The following is a 22,433-nucleotide window of genomic DNA, read 5'->3' as shown; positions in this document are numbered from 1 at the left end:
TTCTTAGAAGCTCAGGCCGCCTTCGCGGGCAGCTTCGGCCAGGGCCTTGATGCGGCCGTGATAGATGAAGGCGCCGCGATCGAACACGACTTCCGTCACGCCGGCCTTGGTGGCGCGTTCCGCAACCAGCTTGCCGACAGCGGCGGCAGCCGCAACGTCAGCGCCGGTCTTCAGCGAGGCGCGCAGACCAGCGTCGAGCGTGGAGGCGGCAGCGAGCGTGCGGCCGGCCACGTCGTCGATGACCTGGACATAGATGTTCTTGGACGAGCGGTGAACCGACAGACGCGGACGGCCGTTTGCGACCTTCTTGATCTGGCGGCGAACACGGCTCGCACGCTTGGTGAGTGCTTCTTTTCTCGTTGCCATGATCCGTCGTCCTTACTTCTTCTTGCCTTCCTTGCGGACGATCCGTTCCTCAGCGTACTTGACGCCTTTGCCCTTGTAGGGCTCTGGACCGCGGTATTCACGGATCTCCGCGGCAACCTGACCGACCTGCTGCTTATTGATGCCGGTGACGATGATTTCCGTCGGCTTCGGCACGGCAATGGTGATGCCTTCCGGGGTCTGATAGACCACGTCGTGGGAAAAGCCGAGAGCCAGCTGCAGGTTCTTGCCCTGCAGAGATGCGCGGTAACCAACGCCGTTGATTTCAAGCTTGCGCTCGAAACCGTCCTTCACACCCTTGAAGATGTTTTCGATCATCGTGCGGGACATGCCCCACTTCGAACGAGCATCCTTGCTGTCGTTGACCGGGGTCACCGAGACAGCATTGTTTTCGAGTTCCAGCTTGATTTCGTCGTTTGCGACGAAGAAAAGCTCACCCTTCGGGCCCTTGGCAGTCACTTTCTGGCCATCAACAGTGGCCGTGATCCCTGCAGGAACCTGAACGGGCTTTTTACCGATACGAGACATGTTTCAATCCTGTCTGTTCGCTATGGAGTTCCCCTACCCTGTCTTAGAAGACAGAGCAGAGAACCTCGCCACCAACGTTCTGTTCGCGAGCCTGGTGATCGGCCATCACGCCCTTCGGAGTCGAAAGGATGGTGATGCCGAGGCCGTTCGCGACCTGCGGAATGGACTTTACCGAGACATAGACCCGGCGGCCCGGCTTGGACACGCGGCCGATCTCACGGATCACCGACGCGCCTTCGTAGTACTTGAGTTCGATTTCGATCTCGGCCTTGCCGTTACCGAAGTCGATTTCCGAATAACCGCGGATATAGCCTTCAGCCTGCAGAACGTCGAGGACGCGAGCACGCAGCTTGGAAGCAGGCGTGGAAACGGTCGACTTGCGGCGGGCTGCGCCGTTGCGGATACGGGTGAGCATATCGCCCAAGGGATCAGTCATGGTCATCTAACGATCTCCTTACCAGCTCGACTTGACGATGCCCGGCACCTTGCCGAGATTGCCGAGCTCACGAAGCGCGATACGCGACATCCTGAGCTTGCGATAGAAAGCGCGCGGGCGACCGGTGACTTCGCAACGGTTGCGGATACGCGTCTTCGAGCCATCGCGCGGCAGAGAAGCGAGCTTCAGGGTTGCCTTGAACCGTTCTTCGATCGAAAGTTCCTGGTTCATGATGGTTGCCTTCAGGGTCGCACGCTTGGCGGCCTGGTTGGCAACTGTCTTGCGGCGGCGCTTGTTCTTTTCAACTGCGCTGGTTTTCGCCATATGGGAGTTCCTTCTAAACGCTCGTCGTTACGGTTACTGGCGGAACGGGAAGTTGAACTCTTTCAAGAGAGCCCGTGCTTCGTCGTCCTTGGTAGCCGTCGTGCAAACGATGATGTCCATGCCCCACATCTGATCAACCTTGTCGTAGTTGATCTCTGGGAACACAATGTGCTCCTTGATGCCCATGGCGAAGTTGCCACGGCCGTCAAAGCTTTTCGGGTTCAAGCCACGAAAGTCGCGAACGCGCGGAAGCGCGATGTTGATCAGACGGTCCATGAATTCGTACATGCGGGCGCCGCGAAGCGTAACCTTTGCACCGATCGGCATGAATTCGCGAACCTTGAAGCCCGCGATGGAATTCCGTGCCTTGGTGATGATCGGCTTCTGGCCGGCAATGGCGGCCAGGTCGGCGGCAGCCACGGAAGGCTTCTTCGAGTCAGCCGTCGCTTCGCCGACACCCATGTTGATGACGATCTTGTCCAGCTTGGGGATCATCATGTCGTTTGCGAAGGAGAACTGTTCCTTCAGTGCGGCGCGGATACGGGAATTGTATTCCACCTTGAGCCGCGGCTCATACTTTGCCTCAGCCATCGATCACATCTCCCGTACGCTTGGCTACACGCACCTTCTTGCCGTCGACGACGGAGAAGCCAACGCGGGTCGGCTTGCCGTCTTTCGCGACGATCGCGATGTTCGACAGGTGAATGGACGCTTCCTTGTTGATGATGCCGGCTTCCTGCGTCTGAGACTGACGCTGGTGGCGCTTCACCATGTTGATGCCACGCACGACGGCGCGGTCTTCCTTCGGCATAACCTGAAGGACTTCGCCGGAGCGACCCTTGTCCTTGCCGGCGAGTACGACGACGCTGTCGCCCTTCTTGATCTTGTTCATCGCATGAGCTCCTTACAGTACTTCCGGAGCCAGCGAGATGATCTTCATATGGTTCTTGGCGCGAAGTTCGCGCGGAACCGGTCCGAAGATACGGGTGCCGATCGGCTCTTTCTTGTTGTCGATGAGGACCGCTGCGTTGTTGTCGAAGCGGATGACGCTGCCGTCCGGACGACGGATGTCCTTGGCGGTACGCACAACAACCGCCTTCATCACGTCACCCTTCTTGACGCGGCCGCGCGGGATGGCTTCCTTGATCGAAACGACAATGATGTCGCCGATGGAAGCGTACTTGCGCTTGGAGCCGCCCAGCACCTTGATGCACATGACACGACGTGCGCCGGAATTATCCGCCACGTCGAGGTTTGTTTGCATCTGAATCATGTCAGGTCGCCTTTTTCTAATGACCGGAACGACCGGGCGCTAAAAACGCCCCGTTTCGGCTTATGGACAGAATCTCGTTGTGCGCGGGTGGGGTCTTGCCAAGGTGGTTTCCTTAAAAGGACCTTCCCTGCGCTCAAAGCAAAAGAACGCTCGTTTCCGAGCGTCCTGCGCCAGTGGGGTGCTTCTTACAGGATTCTGCGCCGGGCGCAAGGCCCAGACGCGGATCCGAAGCAAATTAAGCCTGGGCGGAAACGACCGTCCAGGTCTTGTCCTTGGAGATCGGCGCGCATTCCTCGATGGAAACGACGTCACCTACCTTGTACTGGTTGTTCTCGTCATGCGCCTTGTACTTCTTGGAACGGCGGACCGTCTTCTGAAGCAGCGGATGCGCGAAGCGGCGCTCGACCCGGACAACAACGGTCTTCTCGTTCTTGTCGGAAACTACGACGCCCTGCAGAATGCGTTTCGGCATATTATTTTTCCTTAGGCCTTGGCTTCTGCCGCCTTCTGGCGGGCAATGGTTTTCACGCGGGCGATGTCCTTGCGAACTTCGGTGATGCGCGAGGACTTCTCGAGCTGGCCGGTTGCCTTCTGGAAGCGCAGGTTGAACTGCTCTTTCTTCAGGTCGGCGAGCTTGTCCTTGAGCTGATCGGCCGTGAGGCCGCGAACGTTTTCGGCTTTCATGTGCCTTGCTCCTTACTCTGCGATGCGCTGTACGAAGCGCGTCTTGACCGAGAGCTTGGCAGCACCGAGACGAAGCGCCTCGCGGGCGAGCTCCTCGGAAACACCGTCGATCTCGAACATCATGCGACCGGGCTTGACCTTGCAGGCCCAGTATTCGACGCCGCCCTTACCCTTACCCATGCGGACTTCGGTCGGCTTTGCGGTGACCGGAACGTCCGGGAACACGCGGATCCAGACACGGCCGGCGCGCTTCATCGCGCGGGTGATCGCGCGGCGGGCCGCTTCAATCTCGCGGGCGTTGACGCGGTTGGGTTCCTGGGACTTCAGACCAAATTCACCGAAGGCCAGGTCGAAGCCGCCCTTGGCCACACCCTTGATGCGACCCTTGAACTGCTTGCGGTACTTGGTACGCTTTGGCTGCAACATTTTCTTACTTCTCCGAGCTTATCTTTCGCCAGCGTTGATCAAGCGTTTTCGCGGCGGCGATCGCCACGGTCACCACGATCGCCGCGTTCGCGGCTTGCGGGACCCTGGGCATCGCCTTCCATGGCGCGACGTTCAGAAGCCATCGGATCGTGCTCAAGGATTTCGCCCTTGAAGATCCAGACCTTGATGCCGCAGATGCCGAATGCGGTTTCGGCTTCCGCCGTACCGTAGTCGATGTCTGCACGCAGCGTATGGAGCGGAACGCGACCTTCGCGGTACCATTCGGTACGGGCGATTTCAGCACCGCCGAGACGGCCGGCGCAGGTGATCTTGATGCCTTCGGCACCGAGACGCATGGCCGACTGAACGGCACGCTTCATCGCACGGCGGAAGGCCACGCGACGCTCGAGCTGCTGGGCGATCGACTGGGCGACGAGCGTCGAGTCGATTTCCGGCTTGCGCACTTCAACGATGTTGAGATGCGTTTCCGAATTGGTCATCGTCGCGATCTTCTTGCGAAGCTTCTCGATGTCAGCGCCCTTCTTGCCGATGATCAGGCCCGGGCGAGCCGAGTGGATCGTGACGCGGCACTTCTTGTGCGGACGCTCGATGACCACCTTGGCGATACCGGCCTGCTTCAGTTCCGACATCAGGTAGGCGCGGATCTTCAGGTCCTCATGGAGGAGCTGACCGTATTCCGCGTTGTCGGCGAACCAACGGCTGTCCCAGGTGCGGTTAATTCCGAGGCGGAAACCGATCGGATTAATTTTCTGGCCCATTATGCAGCCTCCCCTTTTTCCTCGACTTCGCGGACGACGATCGTCAGATGCGAGAAAGGCTTCTCGATCCGCGATGCCCGGCCGCGGCCGCGAGCGTGGAAGCGCTTCATCACGATCGACTTGCCTACATAGGCTTCCGAAACGATCAACGCGTCGACGTCGAGGTCATGGTTGTTTTCGGCATTGGCGATTGCAGACTCGAGGGTCTTCTTCACCGTGCCGGCGATGCGCTTGCGCGAGAATTCGAGTTCTGCAAGCGCGCGTTCTACCTTCTTGCCGCGGATCATGGCGGCAACGAGGTTCAGCTTCTGGGGGCTGACGCGGAGCGTACGCGCAACTGCCTGCGCCTCGTTATCCTTCAGCCGGCGTTCGGTCTTAGCCTTCGCCATGATTACTTCCTCTTCGCCTTCTTGTCCGCGCCGTGACCGTAATAGGTACGGGTGGGAGCGAATTCACCGAACTTGTGTCCGACCATGTCTTCGTTGACGCTGACCGGAATGTGCTTGCTGCCGTTGTAGACGCCGAACGTCAAGCCAACGAACTGCGGCAGGATGGTGGACCGACGGGTCCACATCTTGATTACTTCACTCCGTCCGCCTTCGCGCACCTTCTCAGCCTTCTTGAGAAGATAGCCGTCAACAAACGGACCTTTCCATACTGAACGAGCCATTAGTGACTTCCTCTCTTACTTCTTGCGCTGGTGGCGCGAACGCATGATGAACTTGTCCGTGGACTTGTTCGAACGTGTGCGCTTGCCCTTGGTCGGCTTGCCCCAGGGGCTGACCGGATGACGGCCACCCGAGGTGCGGCCTTCACCACCGCCGTGCGGATGGTCGACCGGGTTCATGACGACGCCGCGGTTATGCGGACGCTTGCCGCGCCAGACGGTACGACCGGCCTTGCCGTCGTTGATGTTGCCGTGATCCGGGTTGGAAACCGCACCGATCGAAGCCAGGCAGGAGCCCGGTACGAGGCGCTGTTCGCCGGAGTTGAGGCGCAGGATCGCCATGCCGGCATCGCGGCCGACGAGCTGAACGTAGGTGCCGGCGGAGCGAGCCATCTGGCCACCCTTGCCCGGCTTCATTTCGACGTTGTGCACGATCGAACCGACCGGGATGTACTGCAGCGGCATGGTGTTGCCGGGCTTTACGTCGACGGCCTTTTCGGACGCGATCACCTTGTCGCCGGCAGCGAGACGCTGCGGAGCCAGGATGTAGGCCTGCTCGCCGTCGGTATAGGTGACGAGAGCGATGAAGGCCGTACGGTTCGGGTCGTATTCCAGACGCTCGACCGTGCCTTCAACGTCGAACTTGCGACGCTTGAAGTCGATCAGGCGATAGGTCCGCTTGTGACCGCCGCCGATGAAGCGGGCGGTGATGCGGCCGTAGTTGTTGCGGCCGCCGCTCTTGGAGAGACCCTCGGTGAGCTTCTTGACGGGCTTGCCCTTCCAGAGGCCGGACCGGTCGACGATGACCAGCTGACGCTGGCTCGGGGTCGTCGGGTTGTAGCTTTTCAATGCCATTATCTTATACCTCAGAGACCGGTGGAGACGTCGATCGTCTGACCTTCGGCCAGGGTGACGACAGCCTTCTTGACGTCCTTCTGCTTACCGATGAAGCCGCGGAACCGCTTCACCTTGCCCTTGCGGACAAGCGTGTTGACGGCCGTGACCTTCACACCGAACAGCGCCTCTACGGCAGCCTTGATTTCCGGCTTGGAAGCAGTCTTGGCAACGTTGAAGACGACCTGGTTCTGTTCAGATGCCATGGTCGACTTTTCGGTGATCGAGGGAGATACGATCACATCATAGTGGCGAATGTCGGTCACTTGAAACGCTCCTCTAGAGCTTCCACCGCAGCCTTGGAAAGCACCAGCTTGCCGCGACGCAGGATGTCGTAAACATTGATGCCCTGAACCGGCAGAACATCGACGTTCGGGATGTTCTGGGCTGCGAGCTTGAAGTTGCTGTCGAGCTCAACGCCGCCGATGAACAACACGTTGGTGAGGCCGAGCGAAGCGAACGAACCGGCAAGCGCCTTGGTCTTTGCTTCGGCGGCAACCAGGTTGTCGACGATGATGATGTCTTCAGCCTTCATCTTTGCAGAGAGGGCGTGACGGAGAGCCAGCGCGCGAACCTTCTTCGGAAGGTCATGCTCGTGGCTGCGAACGACCGGGCCGTGAGCCTTGCCGCCGCCGCGGAACTGCGGAGCGCGAGCCGAATGGTGACGAGCGCGGCCCGTACCCTTCTGCTTGTACATCTTGGCGCCGGTGCGGGAGACTTCAGCACGACCCTTGGTCTTGTGCGTGCCCTGCTGCTTCTTGGCGAGCTGCCAACGAACCATACGGGCCAGAATGTCTTCGCGGGGATCGAGGCCGAAAATCTCGTCCGACAGGGCTACCTTGCCGGCGTCTTTTCCCTCGAGGGTCTTGACGTTAAATTCCATGTGCTTGGCTCCCTTACTTCGCGGCCGACTTGACGGCATCGCGAACGACGATCCAAGCGCCCTTGGAGCCGGGAACGGCACCCTTGACGAGGATCAGGCCACGGTTCTCGTCGGTGGAAACGACTTCGAGGTTCTGGGTGGTGATACGCGTCTGGCCCATGTGACCAGCCATGCGCTTGCCCTTCCAGACCTTGCCCGGATCCTGGTTGTTACCAGTCGAACCATGCGAACGGTGCGAAACGGACACACCGTGCGTGGCGCGGAGACCACCAGAAGTTATGGCGCTTCATGGCGCCGGCGAAACCCTTACCGATCGAGGTACCGGTGACGTCCACCAGCTGACCCGCCGTGAAGTGACCTGCCGTCAGCTCGGTGCCGACGTCGATCAGATTGTCTTCGGAAACGCGAAACTCGACGAGCTTCGCCTTCGGCTCGACTTCGGCGACGGCGAAATGGCCGCGCAGCGCCTTGGTCGTGTTCTTTACCTTGGCAGTGCCGGCACCCAGCTGAACGGCAGTGTAGCCATTCTTGTCTACGGTGCGCTGAGCCACGACCTGGCAGTTTTCCAACCGCAATACGGTTACAGGGACATGCTCGCCTGCGTCGTTGTAGACGCGCGTCATTCCCACCTTCTGTGCAATTACACCTGAACGCATCGGTTCAATCCTTCTCACTCAGCTCGAGACAGAAGTCTCAGAGCTTGATCTCAACATCGACACCAGCGGCGAGGTCGAGCTTCATCAGCGCGTCCACCGTCTGCGGTGTCGGGTCAACGATATCGAGAAGGCGCTTATGCGTGCGCATCTCGAACTGCTCGCGGCTCTTCTTGTCGATGTGGGGGGACCTGTTAACCGTAAACTTCTCGATGCGGGTCGGAAGCGGAACGGGGCCCCGGACGCTTGCGCCGGTGCGCTTCGCCGTCGACACGATCTCGCGCGTCGACGCGTCGAGAATGCGGTGATCGAACGCCTTCAGGCGAATGCGGATATTTTGGCCGTTCATTCGACGTTATCCTTGTTGTCTGTTTATCCACGTGCCAACCCAATAGGGCACGGGTTGTTCTCTTACCTTAAGGCGGACCACCGGTTTCAAAGATCGAAGGGGACACCGAGGATACGGCGTCCCTTTCCAGTCTTCGGGCCTTCGGCCCACCTTGTCTGTTCATTGCCTGCCTCGAACCCGAAGCAGAGGGCAAATCACGCTCGCGCGCCATTTGCTACATTTTTGTGTCATACGCAAGCGGCCAAGGCCGCCTGCGTTAAAACTTACTCGACGATCGAGGCGACGATACCGGCGCCGACGGTGCGGCCGCCTTCGCGGATTGCGAAGCGCAGCTTTTCTTCCATCGCGATCGGGTTGATCAGCGTGACCTTAACAGTCACGTTGTCGCCCGGCATGACCATTTCCGTGCCTTCTGGAAGCTCAACGATGCCGGTCACGTCCGTCGTGCGGAAGTAGAACTGCGGACGGTAGTTGGTGAAGAACGGCGTATGACGACCGCCTTCTTCCTTCGTCAGGATGTAGGCTTCTGCCATGAACACCGTGTGCGGCTTGACCGAACCCGGCTTGCACAGGATCTGGCCACGCTCGACGCCGTCACGCTGGACGCCACGGATCAGCGCGCCGATGTTGTCGCCGGCCTGGCCCTGGTCGAGCAGCTTGCGGAACATTTCAACGCCGGTCACCGTCGTCTTGGTGGTGGCGCGGATGCCGACGATCTCGACTTCTTCGCCAACCTTGACGATGCCACGCTCGACGCGGCCGGTCACGACCGTACCACGGCCCGAGATCGAGAACACGTCTTCGATCGGCAGCAGGAACGGCAGGTTGATCGGGCGCTCAGGCGTCGGGATGTAGGCGTCGACGGCGGCCATCAGCTCGCGGATCGAATCTTCGCCGATCTTCTTGTCCGAATCTTCAAGAGCGGCCAGCGCCGAACCCTTGATGATCGGGATGTCGTCGCCCGGGAAATCGTAAGAGGTCAGAAGTTCGCGCACTTCCAGCTCGACGAGCTCGAGAAGCTCGGCGTCGTCGACCTGGTCGACCTTGTTCAAAAACACCACGATCGCCGGAACGCCGACCTGACGGGCGAGCAGGATGTGCTCGCGGGTCTGCGGCATCGGGCCGTCGGCAGCCGAGCAAACCAGGATCGCGCCGTCCATCTGCGCAGCACCGGTGATCATGTTCTTGACGTAGTCGGCGTGGCCGGGGCAGTCGACGTGGGCATAATGGCGGGCCGGCGTCTCGTATTCGACGTGCGCCGTCGAAATGGTGATGCCGCGTGCCTTTTCTTCAGGAGCCGCGTCGATCTGGTCATAGGCCTTGTACTCGCCGAAGTACTTCGTGATCGCGGCCGTCAGCGACGTCTTGCCATGGTCAACGTGACCGATCGTGCCAATGTTGACGTGCGGCTTGTTGCGCTCAAACTTGCTCTTTGCCATTTCCGGCTTCTCCGTTCTTATCCCCGTCAGGGGTTATTCTCTAATTGATTGGGCGGGTTACCCCGGTCACTTCTGACCGGAGTACTTAGCCTGGATTTCGTTTGCGACGTTGGTCGGAACCGGTGCGTAGTGATCGAAGGTCATCGAGTACTGCGCGCGGCCCTGGGACATGGAGCGCAGGTTGTCGACGTACTTGAACATGTTCGCGAGCGGCACGTGGGCGTTGATCACCACGGCGATGCCGCGCGATTCCTGGCCCTGGATCTGGCCGCGACGGGAGTTCAGGTCACCGATGACGTCACCGACGTAATCTTCCGGAGTGACGACTTCGACCTTCATCATCGGCTCGAGGAGCTGTGCACCGGCCTTCTTGGCTGCTTCACGGAAGCAGGCGCGGGAGGCGATTTCGAATGCCAGAACCGACGAGTCGACGTCGTGGAAGGCGCCGTCGATGAGGGTCGCCTTGACGCCCAGCATCGGGAAGCCAGCCAGCGGGCCGGAAGACAGGACGCTTTCGATGCCCTTCTGGACGCCCGGGATGTATTCCTTCGGAACAGAACCACCGACGATCTTGGACTCGAACTTGAAGTCATCGCCATCCGGGTTCGGTTCGAAGACGATCTTGACGCGCGCGAACTGGCCGGTACCACCGGACTGCTTCTTGTGCGTGTAATCCTCTTCGTGCTTACGCGTGATGGTTTCGCGATAAGCAACCTGCGGAGCACCGACGGTGGCTTCGACCTTGAACTCGCGACGCATGCGGTCGACGAGAATGTCGAGGTGAAGTTCACCCATGCCGGCGATGATCGTCTGGCCGGATTCCTCGTCGGTCTTGACGCGGAAGGACGGGTCTTCGGCAGCCAGGCGGTTGAGCGCGAGGCCCATCTTTTCCTGGTCGCCCTTGGACTTCGGCTCGATGGCGATCTGGATGACCGGCTCGGGGAATTCCATGCGCTCGAGGATGACCGGCTTCAGCGGATCGCAGAGCGTGTCGCCCGTGGTGGTTTCCTTGAGGCCTGCGAGAGCGACGATGTCGCCGGCGAAAGCTTCTTCGATGTCTTCACGGGAGTTCGAGTGCATCTGCAGCATGCGGCCGACGCGCTCGCGCTTTTCCTTGACCGTGTTCAGCAGCGCAGAACCCTTTTCGAGCTTGCCCGAATAGATACGGCAGAAGGTCAGCGAACCGACGAAGGGGTCGTTCATGATCTTGAACGCCAGCATGGAAAGCGGCTCGGTGTCATCGGGATGACGGTCGATTTCGGCTTCGGTCTTGACGTCGATGCCCTTGATCGCCGGAATATCCGCCGGGGACGGCAGGAATTCGACAACGGCGTCGAGGAGCGGCTGAACGCCCTTGTTCTTGAAGGCGGAACCGCAGAACATCGGGAAGAACTTGACGTCGATGGTGCCGCGACGGATGAGCGCACGGATCTTATCGTTGTCCGGCATGACGCCGTTCAGATAGTTTTCCATGGCTTCTTCGTCGATGTCGACGATCGTCTCGATCATCTTTTCGCGGAACTCTTCAGCGCGTTCCTTGAGGTCTTCCGGGATTTCGACGACGTCCCACTGGGCGCCGAGCGACTCGTCGCGCCAGACGAGAGCGTTCATCTCGATCAGATCGACGATGCCCTTGAACTCGGTTTCGGCACCGATCGGCAACTGGCAGACAACCGCAGTCGCGCCGAGGCGCGTCTTGATCATCTCGACCGAGCGATAGAAATCGGCGCCGGTCTTGTCCATCTTGTTGCAGAAGATCAGGCGCGGAACGTTGTACTTGTCGGCCTGACGCCAGACGGTTTCCGTCTGCGGCTCAACGCCGGCATTGGCGTCGAGAAGAGCAACCGCACCGTCGAGCACACGCAGCGAACGTTCGACTTCGATGGTGAAGTCGACGTGGCCGGGGGTGTCGATGATGTTGAAGCGACGCATCTTGCCGTCGCGGCCCTTCCAGAAGGTCGTGGTCGCAGCGGAAGTGATCGTGATGCCACGCTCCTGCTCCTGCTCCATCCAGTCCATCGTGGCTGCGCCGTCGTGAACTTCGCCGATCTTGTGCGACTTGCCGGTGTAATAAAGAATACGCTCGGTGGTCGTGGTCTTGCCGGCGTCGATATGCGCCATGATACCGAAATTGCGGTAGTCTTCGATTTTATATTCGCGAGCCATAGGACTGCCTTTCGAAATTCGATCGAGTGAAGATTACCAACGGTAATGCGAGAATGCGCGGTTGGCGTCGGCCATCTTGTGCGTGTCTTCACGCTTCTTGACGGCGCTGCCACGGTTGTTTGCAGCATCCATGAGTTCACCGGAAAGGCGATCGACCATCGTCGTTTCGTTGCGCTTGCGGGCAGCAGCGATCACCCAACGGATCGCGAGAGCCTGACGGCGCTCGGGACGAACGTCGACCGGAACCTGGTAGGTCGCACCACCAACGCGGCGCGAACGAACTTCGACATGCGGCGCGACATTGTCGAGCGCCGAATGGAAGATACCCAGCGGGTCGGCCTTGGCCTTGCCCTGCACGACGTCGAACGCGCCGTAAACGATGTTTTCAGCCACGGACTTCTTGCCGTGGAGCATGATCGCATTCATGAACTTCGTGACGACCAGATCGCCGAACTTCGGGTCCGGGTTGATCTCACGCTTCTCTGCACTATGGCGTCGGGACATACTTCTCGTCTCTCAATTGTTGCGGGCGCTTTACCACGCGGAGAACCTCGCGCAGCGCCGGATAATCAGAATGCCGAATTACTTCGGACGCTTCGCACCGTACTTGGAACGGCGCTGCTTGCGGTTCTTGACGCCCTGGGTGTCGAGAACGCCGCGGATGATGTGGTAACGAACGCCCGGCAAGTCCTTGACGCGGCCGCCGCGGATCATCACGACGGAGTGTTCCTGCAGGTTGTGGCCTTCACCCGGGATATAGCCGATGACTTCGAAGCCGTTGGTCAGGCGGATCTTGGCAACCTTACGCAGAGCCGAGTTCGGCTTCTTCGGGGTCGTCGTGTAAACGCGGGTGCAAACGCCGCGCTTCTGGGGGTTTTCCTGCAGAGCAGGAACCTTGTTACGCTTTACGTTCGCCTGGCGAGGCTTGCGGATCAGCTGGTTTACGGTAGGCATTCAACCATCCCTTACGTTTTTCTCAGTACCCTTTCGGGCCGATCTGATGCCGTTTCCGGCGGCGGCACACACATTTCCTCATGCGCAAAACGTGGCCCGATCCGCTTTTCGGATGGACCACAAAAAGCAGAGGACGCATTCCTCATGCGTCGTGCGTGCAGCATTCGTGTCTTCAACGTGCGTATGGAACCGTGTCTGAGGCGTACTCCGGAACGAGTCGTTCCGAACGGGCAAGCCTCACATCGCTTCCGATGCGGGGCGTGTACTGTTTTCCCCCCTGCCCGTCAAGACCAAATCCTAAATTATTGCCCCAAACCCTTGGTTTCGGGGCCAAACGGAGGGTTTCGAGACGGGGTTTCCAGAAATATGACATGCCCTCGCGGATAATGTTTGGGAATCATCGCTGATCGCACTAAAGAGTGCGGGAACCTTCCGTTCCGCCTCGTCTTCGGACGATACTAGGGATTCGCTCGCGGAGATGACCATGATCGCCACACCCGACAATGACAACAACCTCGACGGGCCGATGGTCTTCATCATCATCGGCAAGGGCTATGAGACGAAGGGCACCGAAGGCATCGAGCTGCATATCATGCTGCGCGCGCCGGACGACGATTCCGCCGTGCGCGAGGCGCTCAACGCCCTCTCGGAAGAAGGCTTCATCGAGGCCGACCTCGACCAGATCGGCGTCCTGACCGACGAGCCGACCGAAGAACCGCATGCCTCGGCCTACCAGGGCGCGCTCGAAGGCGAAGTGGCGATCATCCGGTTCGAGTAGTCTCGATCGATAAAGAGGCGGGCTGCCCTTGCCTCTTTCTCCACCGGCGGCCTGCAAGAGTGCGGACCCATTCCGTTCGCTTGGCTCTCCCTAACCTCACCCGCGGCGAAGCGCCCACGTTTCGCCAAAGCATGCACGAAGCCGCCGAAAAGTCTCGGCGGCTTTTTTGATGTTCGGTCCCCTCGCCGCGTGAAACAAAAAAACCGCCCGGATCGCTCCGGGCGGTTTTTGATGTTCAATCGGCAGCAGCCGGATTACTCGGCAGCCGGAGCCTTTTCGCCGGCGAGGTCCTGAAGCATCGGGGTGGCGGACGATGCGCCCGAACCCTTCTTGCGTTCTTCCAGGATGAGCTCGTCGCGCGAGGTGGCGATGCGGCGGATCTGAGTCATGGTGCCGCCCGTACCGGCCGGGATGAGACGGCCGACGATGACGTTTTCCTTCAGGCCCTGCAGCGTGTCGGTCTTGCCGGCGATCGCAGCTTCCGTCAGCACCTTGGTCGTTTCCTGGAAGGAAGCGGCCGAGATGAAGGACGGGGTCTGCAGCGACGCCTTGGTGATGCCGAGCAGAACCGGTTCGCCGTAAGCGGGCTTCTTGCCTTCTTCGGCAAGACGCTCGTTGGCTTCGTCCAGTTCGATCCGGTCGACATTGTCACCGACGATATACTGGCTGTCGCCGGCATCGGTGATCTCGACCTTCTGCAGCATCTGACGGACAATCACCTCGATGTGCTTGTCATTGATGACAACGCCCTGCAGGCGGTAGACTTCCTGGATTTCGTTGACGAGGTAGGAAGCGAGTGCTTCCACGCCCTTGATCGCCAGGATGTCGTGGGGTGCCGGATTGCCGTCGAGGATGTAGTCGCCCTTTTCGATGTAGTCGCCTTCCTGAAGATGGAACGGCTTGCCCTTCGGGATCAGGTATTCGACCGGTTCGACACCGTCTTCCGCCGGCTCGATCATGACGCGACGCTTGTTCTTGTAGTCGCGGCCGAGGCGGATCGTACCATCGATCTCAGCGATGATGGCGTGATCCTTCGGACGACGGGCTTCGAAGAGCTCGGCGACGCGCGGCAGACCACCGGTGATGTCCTTGGTCTTGGCGCTTTCCAGCGGCACGCGGGCGAGAACGTCGCCCTGCGATACCTTGCTGCCCGGCTCGACCGACAGGATGGCGTCGACCGACAGGTTGAAGCGGGCTTCGCCACCGCGGGCAAGCTTCAGGATGGTGCCCGAAGCGTCCTTGATGACGATCGCCGGCTTCAGGTCGATGCCACGCGGCGTCGAACGCCAGTCGATAACCTGACGCTTGGTGATGCCGGTGGATTCGTCGGTGGATTCCGAAACCGAGATCGAGTCGACCACGTCTTCGAAGTAAACCGTACCTTCCACTTCCGTCATCATCGGGCGTGTGTAGGGATCCCACTCTGCCAGACGCTGACCGCGACGAACCTTGTCGCCATCATCCACGAACAGCTTCGAACCGTAGGCGACGCGCTGCGAGGAACGCTCGACGCCGCGCTCGTCAAGGATGGTGACCGCCATGTTGCGGCCCATCGCGACGAGAACGCCTTCGGAGTTCCGCAGCATGTTGCGGTTCTTGATCTGGATCGTGCCTTCGTAGGACGCTTCCAGGAACGACTGGTCGACCACGTTTGCCGTACCGCCCAAGTGGAAGGTACGCATGGTGAGCTGGGTTCCCGGCTCGCCGATCGACTGAGCCGCGATGACGCCGACGGCTTCTCCCATGTTGACCGGAGTACCACGGGCCAGATCTCGGCCGTAGCAGACCGAGCAGACGCCCGTCTGAACTTCGCAGGTCAGTGCCGAACGGATGCGGATCGACTGGATACCAGCCTTTTCGATCTCGATGACGTCCGGCTCGAGGATCATCTTGCCGGCGTCGACGATGCGGGCACCCGTGACCGGGTGATCGATATCGTCGAGTGCGGTACGGCCAAGGACGCGAGCGCCGATGGAAGCCACGACCTGGCCGGCGTCAACGATCGCCGTCATGGTGAGGCCGCTCTCGGTGCCGCAATCGACCAGGTTGACGATGCAGTCCTGCGCCACGTCGACGAGACGACGTGTCAGGTAACCGGAGTTCGCGGTCTTCAAGGCGGTGTCTGCGAGACCCTTACGGGCACCGTGGGTCGAGTTGAAGTACTCGTTAACGGTCAGGCCTTCCTTGAAGTTCGAGATGATCGGCGTTTCGATGATCTCGCCCGACGGCTTGGCCATCAGGCCACGCATGCCGCCCAGCTGGCGCATCTGGTTCGGAGAACCACGGGCACCCGAGTGGGACATCATGTAGATGGCGTTCATCTGCTTCTGGCGGCCGGTTTCAGGATCGAACTCGACAGCCTTAATGCGGGCCATCATGTCTTCTGCAACCTTTTCGGTGGCCTTGCCCCAGGCGTCGACGACCTTGTTGTACTTCTCGCCCTGAGTGATCAGGCCGTCGTTGTACTGCTGCTCGTATTCCTTCACCAGGGTTTCGGTGTCGCCAACGATCTTGGCCTTGGTTTCAGGAATGATCATGTCGTCCTTGCCGAACGAAATGCCGGCCTTGCACGCATGCGTGAAGCCGAGCTGCATGATGCGGTCGCAGAAGATCACCGTGTCCTTCTGACCGCAGTGACGGTAGACCGTGTCGATCATCTTGGAGATGTTCTTCTTGGTCATTTCCTGGTTGCAGGTCTCGAACGGCACGTTGACGTTCTTCGGCAGAAGTTCGCCGATGATCATGCGGCCGGGGGTCGTCTCATAGATCTTGGAAACCGGCTTGCCTTCGGCGTCCACGGTCTTGAAGCGGCCGCGGATCTTGGCATGCAGGGTGACGATCTTGTTTTCCAGAGCGTGGTGCAGTTCGCCCATGTCGGAGAAGGCCATGCCTTCGCCCGGCTCGTTCTGGTTCATGATCGCCAGATAGTAGAGACCGAGAACCATGTCCTGCGACGGAACGATGATCGGTGCGCCGTTGGCCGGATGCAGGATGTTGTTCGTCGACATCATCAGCACGCGGGCTTCGAGCTGGGCTTCGAGCGACAGCGGCACGTGAACGGCCATCTGGTCACCGTCGAAGTCGGCGTTGAAGGCCGTGCAGACGAGCGGATGCAGCTGGATAGCCTTGCCTTCGACCAGGATCGGTTCGAAGGCCTGGATGCCCAGGCGGTGCAGCGTCGGTGCGCGGTTCAGGAGAACCGGATGCTCGCGGATGACCTCGTCGAGGATATCCCAGACTTCCGGCTTTTCCTTTTCAACCAGCTTCTTGGCCTGCTTGACGGTCGAGGAGTAACCCTTGGCGTCGAGGCGGGCGTAGATGAACGGCTTGAACAGTTCGAGCGCCATCTTCTTCGGCAGGCCGCACTGGTGCAACTTCAGTTCCGGACCGGTCACGATGACCGAACGGCCGGAATAGTCGACGCGCTTGCCGAGAAGGTTCTGGCGGAAGCGGCCCTGCTTGCCCTTCAGCATGTCGGACAGCGACTTCAGCGGACGCTTGTTGGCGCCGGTGATGACGCGGCCACGACGGCCGTTGTCGAACAGCGCGTCCACAGATTCCTGCAGCATGCGCTTTTCGTTGCGGATGATGATGCCCGGAGCGCGCAGTTCGATCAGGCGCTTCAGACGGTTGTTACGGTTGATGACGCGACGATAGAGATCGTTCAGGTCGGAGGTCGCAAAGCGGCCGCCATCGAGCGGAACCAGCGGGCGCAGGTCCGGCGGGATGACCGGGACGACCTTCATGATCATCCATTCCGGACGGTTGCCCGACTCCATGAAGTTCTCGACGATCTTCAGGCGCTTCATCAGCTTCTTCTGCTTCAGATCCGACGTGGTGTCGGCAAGTTCCGAACGCAGGTCGCCGGCGATCTTTTCGAGATTCATCGAAGCCAGCATCTCGTAGATGGCCTCGGCGCCGATCATCGCCGTGAACTGATCTTCGCCGAACTCGTCGACGGCGATCATGTATTCTTCTTCGGAAAGAAGCTGGTTTTCCTTGAGCGAGGTGAGGCCCGGCTCAGTGACGATGTAGTTCTCGAAATAGAGAACGCGCTCGACATCCTTCAGCGTCATGTCGAGAAGGGTCGAGATACGCGACGGAAGCGACTTCAGGAACCAGATATGGGCGACGGGAGCAGCGAGCTCGATATGGCCCATGCGCTCACGGCGAACGCGCGACAGCGTGACTTCGACGCCGCACTTTTCGCAGATGATGCCCTTGTACTTCATGCGCTTGTACTTGCCGCACAGGCACTCGTAGTCCTTGATCGGCCCGAAGATGCGGGCGCAGAAAAGGCCGTCGCGTTCCGGCTTGAAGGTACGGTAGTTGATGGTCTCCGGCTTTTTGATCTCGCCGTAGGACCAGGAGAGAATCTTCTCCGGAGACGCGATCGAGATACGGATCGAGTCGAAGTGCTGTGCAGGCACCTGCGGATTGAAAAGATTCATGACCTCTTGGTTCATGCCTATCTCCTTTAGGGGCGGAAGCCCTCGGCTTGCGATCGGAACAGCCCAAATTCCCGGGGCGGACCGTCCGATGCTTTAAAACGGTATTAGCCGCGAAATGCGGCGAAAGTTTCCCTATCCTGCCGGCGGATCCGGCGGAGGGAGCAGCGCGCGCCTTCAATCGGCGCGCGCCTTATTATGATCATTCGGCTGCGTCGGGCAGCTGGCCGACGTTCGCGTCGTCGATCTTCGAGTTCTCGAGCTCGACGGACAGGCCGAGAGAGCGCATTTCCTTGACGAGAACGTTGAAGCTCTCCGGAATGCCTGCCTCGAACGTGTCGTCGCCGCGCACGATCGCTTCGTAGACCTTGGTACGGCCAGCCACGTCGTCCGACTTCACGGTCAGCATTTCCTGCAGCGTGTAGGCGGCGCCGTAGGCTTCGAGCGCCCAGACTTCCATTTCGCCGAAGCGCTGGCCGCCGAACTGCGCCTTGCCACCGAGCGGCTGCTGGGTAACCAGCGAGTACGGACCAATCGAACGCGCGTGGATCTTGTCGTCCACAAGGTGGTTCAGCTTGATCATGTACATGTAGCCGACAGTCACCTTGCGGTCGAACTGCTCACCGGTACGGCCGTCATAGAGGACCGACTGACCGGACGGATCGAGGCCCGCCTTGGTCAGCATCGCTGCGACGTCCGGCTCATGCGCGCCGTCGAAGACCGGTGTCGCAATCGACAGACCACGCTTGGACTGCTCGGCCAGACGAACCAGGGAGTCGTCGTCGAAGCTGGCAACTTCGGCGTTTGCCTCACTCTGATAGGCTTCGGTCAGCTCTTTCTTCAGGTCCGTGATGTCGTTCGACTTCCGGTACTCTTCGAGCAGCGCACCGATACGCTTGCCCATGCCGGCGCAAGCCCAGGCCAGGTGCGTCTCGAGGATCTGGCCGACGTTCATGCGCGAAGGCACGCCGAGCGGGTTCAGAACGATGTCGACATGCGTGCCGTCTTCGAGGAACGGCATGTCCTCGACCGGAACGATGCGCGACACGACGCCCTTGTTGCCGTGACGGCCGGCCATCTTGTCGCCCGGCTGGATCTTGCGCTTCACAGCGACGAAGACCTTGACCATCTTCATCACGCCCGGAGGCATTTCGTCGCCGCGCTGGACCTTTTCGACCTTGTCCATGAAGCGCTGTTCAAGGCGCGACTTGGATTCGTCGTACTGGCCGCGGAGCGCTTCGACTTCGCCCTGCACCTTTTCGTCCTCGACTGCGAACATCCACCACTGCGAGCGGGGATATTCGGAGATGACGGCGTTGGTGAGCTCGATGCCCTTCTTGAAGCCCTTCGGACCGGCAACCGACATCTGGCCGCGCAGCATGTCCGTCAGACGGCCATAGACGTTGCGGTCGAGGATTGCCTGTTCGTCGTCGCGGTCCTTGGCGAGGCGTTCGATTTCCTCACGCTCGATCGCCATGGCGCGTTCGTCCTTCTCCACACCGTGACGGTTGAAGACGCGGACTTCGACGACCGTGCCGAACGTGCCCGGGGGCATGCGCATGGAAGTGTCGCGAACGTCGGAGGCCTTTTCACCGAAGATGGCGCGCAGAAGCTTTTCTTCCGGCGTCATCGGGCTTTCGCCCTTCGGTGTGATCTTGCCGACGAGGATGTCGCCCGGCTGAACTTCGGCGCCGATGTAGACGATGCCGGCTTCATCGAGGTTCTTCAGCGCTTCTTCCGAAACGTTCGGAATGTCGCGCGTGATTTCTTCCGGACCAAGCTTGGTGTCACGCGCCATCACTTCGAATTCTTCGATGTGGATGGAGGTAAACACGTCGTCCGACACGATGCGCTCGGAGAGCAGGATCGAGTCTTCGTAGTTGTAGCCGTTCCAGGGCATGAACGCGACGAGCGCGTTGCGGCCGAGCGCCAAGTCACCGAGGTCCGTCGACGGGCCGTCGGCGATGATGTCGCCCTTGTTCAGGATGTCACCGACGGCGACCAGCGGACGCTGGTTTACGCAGGTGTTCTGGTTCGAACGCTGGAACTTCTGCAGACGATAGATATCGACGCCCGACTTCGACGGATCGAGGTCTTCGGTGGCGCGGATAACGATACGCGTCGCATCGACCTGGTCGACAACGCCGCCACGGCGGGCAGCAATCGCTGCACCGGAGTCGCGAGCGACGACCGGTTCCATGCCGGTGCCGACGAACGGAGCTTCAGCACGTACCAGCGGCACGGCCTGACGCTGCATGTTCGAGCCCATCAGAGCGCGGTTGGCGTCGTCGTTTTCCAGGAACGGGATCAGAGCGGCCGCGACCGAAACGAGCTGCTTCGGCGAAACGTCCATCAGGTTGATGGTGTCGCGCGGGGACAGCATGACTTCGCCGGCATGACGGCAGACCACGAACTCTTCCACGAAAGAGCCGTTCTTATCCAGTTCGGCGTTCGCCTGTGCGACGTAATACTTCGCCTCTTCCATAGCGGAGAGGTAAAGCACTTCCTTCGTCACGATGCCGTCGATGATCTTGCGGTACGGGCTTTCGATGAAGCCGTACTTGTTGACGCGGGCAAAGGTCGCGAGCGAGTTGATCAGACCGATGTTCGGGCCTTCCGGCGTTTCGATCGGGCAAATACGGCCGTAATGGGTCGGGTGAACGTCGCGGACTTCGAAGCCGGCGCGCTCGCGGGTCAGACCACCCGGGCCAAGTGCCGAAAGACGGCGCTTGTGAGTGATTTCCGAAAGCGGGTTCACCTGGTCCATGAACTGCGACAGCTGCGAGGAACCGAAGAATTCACGAACCGCGGCTGCTGCCGGCTTCGCGTTGATCAGGTCCTGCGGCATGACGGTGTCGATCTCGATCGACGACATGCGTTCCTTGATGGCGCGCTCCATGCGGAGCAGGCCAAGGCGATACTGATTTTCCATCAGTTCGCCGACAGAACGGACGCGGCGGTTGCCGAGGTTGTCGATGTCGTCGATTTCGCCCTTGCCGTCGCGCAGTTCGACCAGCATCCGGACTACGGCCAGGATGTCGTCCTTGCGGAGCGTGCGGACGGTGTCGGCGACTTCGAGGTCGAGGCGCATGTTCATCTTGACGCGGCCGACGGCGGAGAGGTCGTAACGCTCCGAATCGAAGAACAGCGAGTTGAACATGGCTTCGGCCGATTCCATGGTCGGCGGTTCACCCGGACGCATGACGCGGTAGATGTCGAACAGAGCGTCCTGACGGTTCTCGTTCTTGTCGGCCGACAGCGTGTTGCGGATGTAGGCGCCGACATTGATATGGTCGATGCCGAGAACCGGGATCTCGTCGAAACCGGCGTTGAGGATGACCGGAAGGGTCTTTTCGTCGATCTCGTCGCCGGCTTCGAGGTAAATCTCGCCGGTTGCCGCGTTGACGATGTCTTCGGCAAGATAGTTGCCGTAGATGTCGTCATTGGTCGCCTTCAGAGCCTTGAGGCCCTTGTCCGTCAGCTGACGGAGAAGACGCGGGGTGAGCTTCTTGCCGGATTCGACGACCACTTCGCCGGTATCGGCGTCGATCATGTCGGAAAGGGTCTTGGCACCCTTCAGGGTTTCCGGCTGGAACGGAATCCGCCAGCCGTCGCCGTCGCGCTGATAGGACGACTTCGTATAGAAGGTCGACAGGATTTCTTCGCCGTCCATGCCAAGCGCCATCAGCAGCGAGGTCACGGGGATCTTACGGCGGCGGTCGATACGGGCGTAGACGATGTCCTTGGCGTCGAATTCGATGTCGAGCCAGGAACCGCGATACGGAATGACGCGGGCTGCGAAGAGCAGCTTGCCGGAAGAATGGCTCTTGCCCTTGTCGTGGTCGAAGAAGACGCCCGGCGAACGGTGCATCTGGGACACGATGACGCGTTCGGTGCCGTTCACGATGAACGTCCCGTTGTCGGTCATGAGCGGCATGTCGCCCATGTAGACCGACTGTTCCTTGATGTCCTTGATCGACTTTGCGCCCGTATCCTCGTCGATATCGAACACGATCAGGCGCAGCGTCACCTTCAGCGGCGCCGCATAGGTCAGATCGCGCTGACGGCATTCTTCCACGTCAAACTTCGGCAGCTCGAATTCGTAGGACACGAATTCGAGCATGGAGGCGCCGGAAAAATCGGTGATCGGGAAGACCGACCGGAAGACAGCGTTCAGACCTTCGTCCGGACGACCGCCCTTCGGTTCATCGACCATCAGGAATTGGTCATAGGATGCCTTCTGAACCTCGATGAGGTTCGGCATCTCCGTGACTTCGGGGATTTTTCCAAAAAACTTGCGTACGCGCCTGCGACCATTAAAGGAAAGGGTCTGAGCCATCGTCGCTCCTTCAAACTTGCATCCGGGCC

General features: G+C 60.0%; 24 protein-coding genes and 1 pseudogene. 1 reads left to right on the top strand and 24 read right to left on the bottom strand.

The window, feature by feature from the left end:
• Positions 1–3: 3 nt before the first annotated feature.
• The 22 genes and pseudogenes from rplR to rpsL form a co-directional block, all read right to left on the bottom strand.
• Complete coding sequence (gene rplR / locus LZK81_RS08630; protein ID WP_037084721.1) at positions 4–366, bottom strand: 50S ribosomal protein L18; 363 nt, start codon at positions 364–366, stop codon at positions 4–6.
• Positions 367–378: 12 nt separating this feature from the next.
• The gene (gene rplF / locus LZK81_RS08625; RefSeq protein WP_038585850.1) at positions 379–912 is read right to left on the bottom strand and encodes a 50S ribosomal protein L6; all 534 of its coding nucleotides are present in this window, start codon (positions 910–912) and stop codon (positions 379–381) included.
• A 43-nt stretch (positions 913–955) separates the two neighbouring features.
• On the bottom strand, positions 956–1,354 hold the full coding sequence (gene rpsH / locus LZK81_RS08620) for a 30S ribosomal protein S8 (RefSeq protein ID WP_038542158.1): 399 nt from the start codon (positions 1,352–1,354) through the stop codon (positions 956–958).
• A gap of 12 nt (positions 1,355–1,366) precedes the next feature.
• Positions 1,367–1,672 carry a 30S ribosomal protein S14 gene (gene rpsN, locus LZK81_RS08615; protein ID WP_007770129.1) on the bottom strand — a complete coding sequence of 102 codons (306 nt, stop codon included), beginning with the start codon at positions 1,670–1,672 and terminating at the stop codon, positions 1,367–1,369.
• Positions 1,673–1,705: 33 nt separating this feature from the next.
• On the bottom strand, positions 1,706–2,263 hold the full coding sequence (gene rplE, locus LZK81_RS08610; protein ID WP_046605440.1) for a 50S ribosomal protein L5: 558 nt from the start codon (positions 2,261–2,263) through the stop codon (positions 1,706–1,708).
• A complete protein-coding gene (gene rplX / locus LZK81_RS08605) occupies positions 2,256–2,564 on the bottom strand; it encodes a 50S ribosomal protein L24 (RefSeq protein ID WP_038585844.1) in 309 nt (102 codons plus the stop codon). The genes rplE and rplX overlap by 8 nt, the downstream gene beginning before the upstream one ends.
• Positions 2,565–2,576: 12 nt before the next feature.
• Positions 2,577–2,945, bottom strand: coding sequence for a 50S ribosomal protein L14 (gene rplN / locus LZK81_RS08600; protein WP_007770138.1), 369 nt, complete (start codon positions 2,943–2,945; stop codon positions 2,577–2,579).
• A 235-nt stretch (positions 2,946–3,180) separates the two neighbouring features.
• On the bottom strand, positions 3,181–3,417 hold the full coding sequence (gene rpsQ, locus LZK81_RS08595; protein ID WP_037084728.1) for a 30S ribosomal protein S17: 237 nt from the start codon (positions 3,415–3,417) through the stop codon (positions 3,181–3,183).
• A gap of 11 nt (positions 3,418–3,428) precedes the next feature.
• Entirely contained in the window at positions 3,429–3,629 is a 201-nt protein-coding gene (gene rpmC / locus LZK81_RS08590; RefSeq protein WP_046605441.1) for a 50S ribosomal protein L29, read from the bottom strand.
• 12 nt (positions 3,630–3,641) lie between these two features.
• Complete coding sequence (gene rplP / locus LZK81_RS08585; protein WP_007770145.1) at positions 3,642–4,055, bottom strand: 50S ribosomal protein L16; 414 nt, start codon at positions 4,053–4,055, stop codon at positions 3,642–3,644.
• Positions 4,056–4,093: 38 nt separating this feature from the next.
• Entirely contained in the window at positions 4,094–4,834 is a 741-nt protein-coding gene (gene rpsC / locus LZK81_RS08580; RefSeq protein WP_007770147.1) for a 30S ribosomal protein S3, read from the bottom strand.
• Positions 4,834–5,223: a 50S ribosomal protein L22 gene (gene rplV, locus LZK81_RS08575; RefSeq protein ID WP_007770149.1), complete on the bottom strand. Its 390-nt coding sequence runs from the start codon at positions 5,221–5,223 to the stop codon at positions 4,834–4,836. Before rplV ends, rpsC begins: the two co-directional genes overlap by 1 nt.
• Positions 5,224–5,225: 2 nt before the next feature.
• Positions 5,226–5,504, bottom strand: a complete 279-nt coding sequence (gene rpsS, locus LZK81_RS08570; RefSeq protein ID WP_007770151.1) for a 30S ribosomal protein S19 — start codon at positions 5,502–5,504, stop codon at positions 5,226–5,228.
• 15 nt (positions 5,505–5,519) lie between these two features.
• Positions 5,520–6,356, bottom strand: coding sequence for a 50S ribosomal protein L2 (gene rplB, locus LZK81_RS08565; protein WP_037084730.1), 837 nt, complete (start codon positions 6,354–6,356; stop codon positions 5,520–5,522).
• Between the two features lie 11 nt (positions 6,357–6,367).
• Complete coding sequence (locus tag LZK81_RS08560) at positions 6,368–6,661, bottom strand: 50S ribosomal protein L23 (protein WP_037084732.1); 294 nt, start codon at positions 6,659–6,661, stop codon at positions 6,368–6,370.
• The gene (gene rplD / locus LZK81_RS08555) at positions 6,658–7,278 is read right to left on the bottom strand and encodes a 50S ribosomal protein L4 (protein WP_037084733.1); all 621 of its coding nucleotides are present in this window, start codon (positions 7,276–7,278) and stop codon (positions 6,658–6,660) included. Before rplD ends, LZK81_RS08560 begins: the two co-directional genes overlap by 4 nt.
• A gap of 13 nt (positions 7,279–7,291) precedes the next feature.
• Positions 7,292–7,934: pseudogene (gene rplC, locus LZK81_RS08550) on the bottom strand (50S ribosomal protein L3).
• A gap of 37 nt (positions 7,935–7,971) precedes the next feature.
• On the bottom strand, positions 7,972–8,280 hold the full coding sequence (gene rpsJ, locus LZK81_RS08545) for a 30S ribosomal protein S10 (protein WP_003547547.1): 309 nt from the start codon (positions 8,278–8,280) through the stop codon (positions 7,972–7,974).
• Positions 8,281–8,543: 263 nt separating this feature from the next.
• The gene (tuf, locus tag LZK81_RS08540; RefSeq protein WP_105401079.1) at positions 8,544–9,719 is read right to left on the bottom strand and encodes an elongation factor Tu; all 1,176 of its coding nucleotides are present in this window, start codon (positions 9,717–9,719) and stop codon (positions 8,544–8,546) included.
• Positions 9,720–9,785: 66 nt separating this feature from the next.
• Positions 9,786–11,885, bottom strand: a complete 2,100-nt coding sequence (fusA, locus tag LZK81_RS08535; RefSeq protein ID WP_046605442.1) for an elongation factor G — start codon at positions 11,883–11,885, stop codon at positions 9,786–9,788.
• Positions 11,886–11,918: 33 nt separating this feature from the next.
• Positions 11,919–12,389 (bottom strand): 30S ribosomal protein S7, encoded by a 471-nt coding sequence (rpsG, locus tag LZK81_RS08530; protein ID WP_007755828.1) that lies wholly within the window; start codon positions 12,387–12,389, stop codon positions 11,919–11,921.
• Positions 12,390–12,467: 78 nt separating this feature from the next.
• Positions 12,468–12,839, bottom strand: coding sequence for a 30S ribosomal protein S12 (gene rpsL, locus LZK81_RS08525; RefSeq protein ID WP_003547537.1), 372 nt, complete (start codon positions 12,837–12,839; stop codon positions 12,468–12,470).
• Positions 12,840–13,323: 484 nt separating this feature from the next.
• Here rpsL and LZK81_RS08520 point away from each other — a divergent pair, with 484 nt between their 5' ends.
• Positions 13,324–13,617 carry a hypothetical protein gene (locus LZK81_RS08520; protein ID WP_046605717.1) on the top strand — a complete coding sequence of 98 codons (294 nt, stop codon included), beginning with the start codon at positions 13,324–13,326 and terminating at the stop codon, positions 13,615–13,617.
• Between the two features lie 254 nt (positions 13,618–13,871).
• Here LZK81_RS08520 and rpoC read toward each other — a convergent pair whose 3' ends face one another.
• Positions 13,872–18,083 carry a DNA-directed RNA polymerase subunit beta' gene (gene rpoC / locus LZK81_RS08515; RefSeq protein WP_046605443.1) on the bottom strand — a complete coding sequence of 1,404 codons (4,212 nt, stop codon included), beginning with the start codon at positions 18,081–18,083 and terminating at the stop codon, positions 13,872–13,874.
• 184 nt (positions 18,084–18,267) lie between these two features.
• Positions 18,268–22,404 carry a DNA-directed RNA polymerase subunit beta gene (gene rpoB, locus LZK81_RS08510; protein WP_046605444.1) on the bottom strand — a complete coding sequence of 1,379 codons (4,137 nt, stop codon included), beginning with the start codon at positions 22,402–22,404 and terminating at the stop codon, positions 18,268–18,270.
• Positions 22,405–22,433 lie beyond the last annotated feature (29 nt).

The organism is Neorhizobium galegae (assembly GCF_021391675.1).
GTDB lineage: Bacteria > Pseudomonadota > Alphaproteobacteria > Rhizobiales > Rhizobiaceae > Neorhizobium > Neorhizobium galegae_B.
This window is presented reverse-complemented; position numbering and strand designations above follow the sequence as displayed.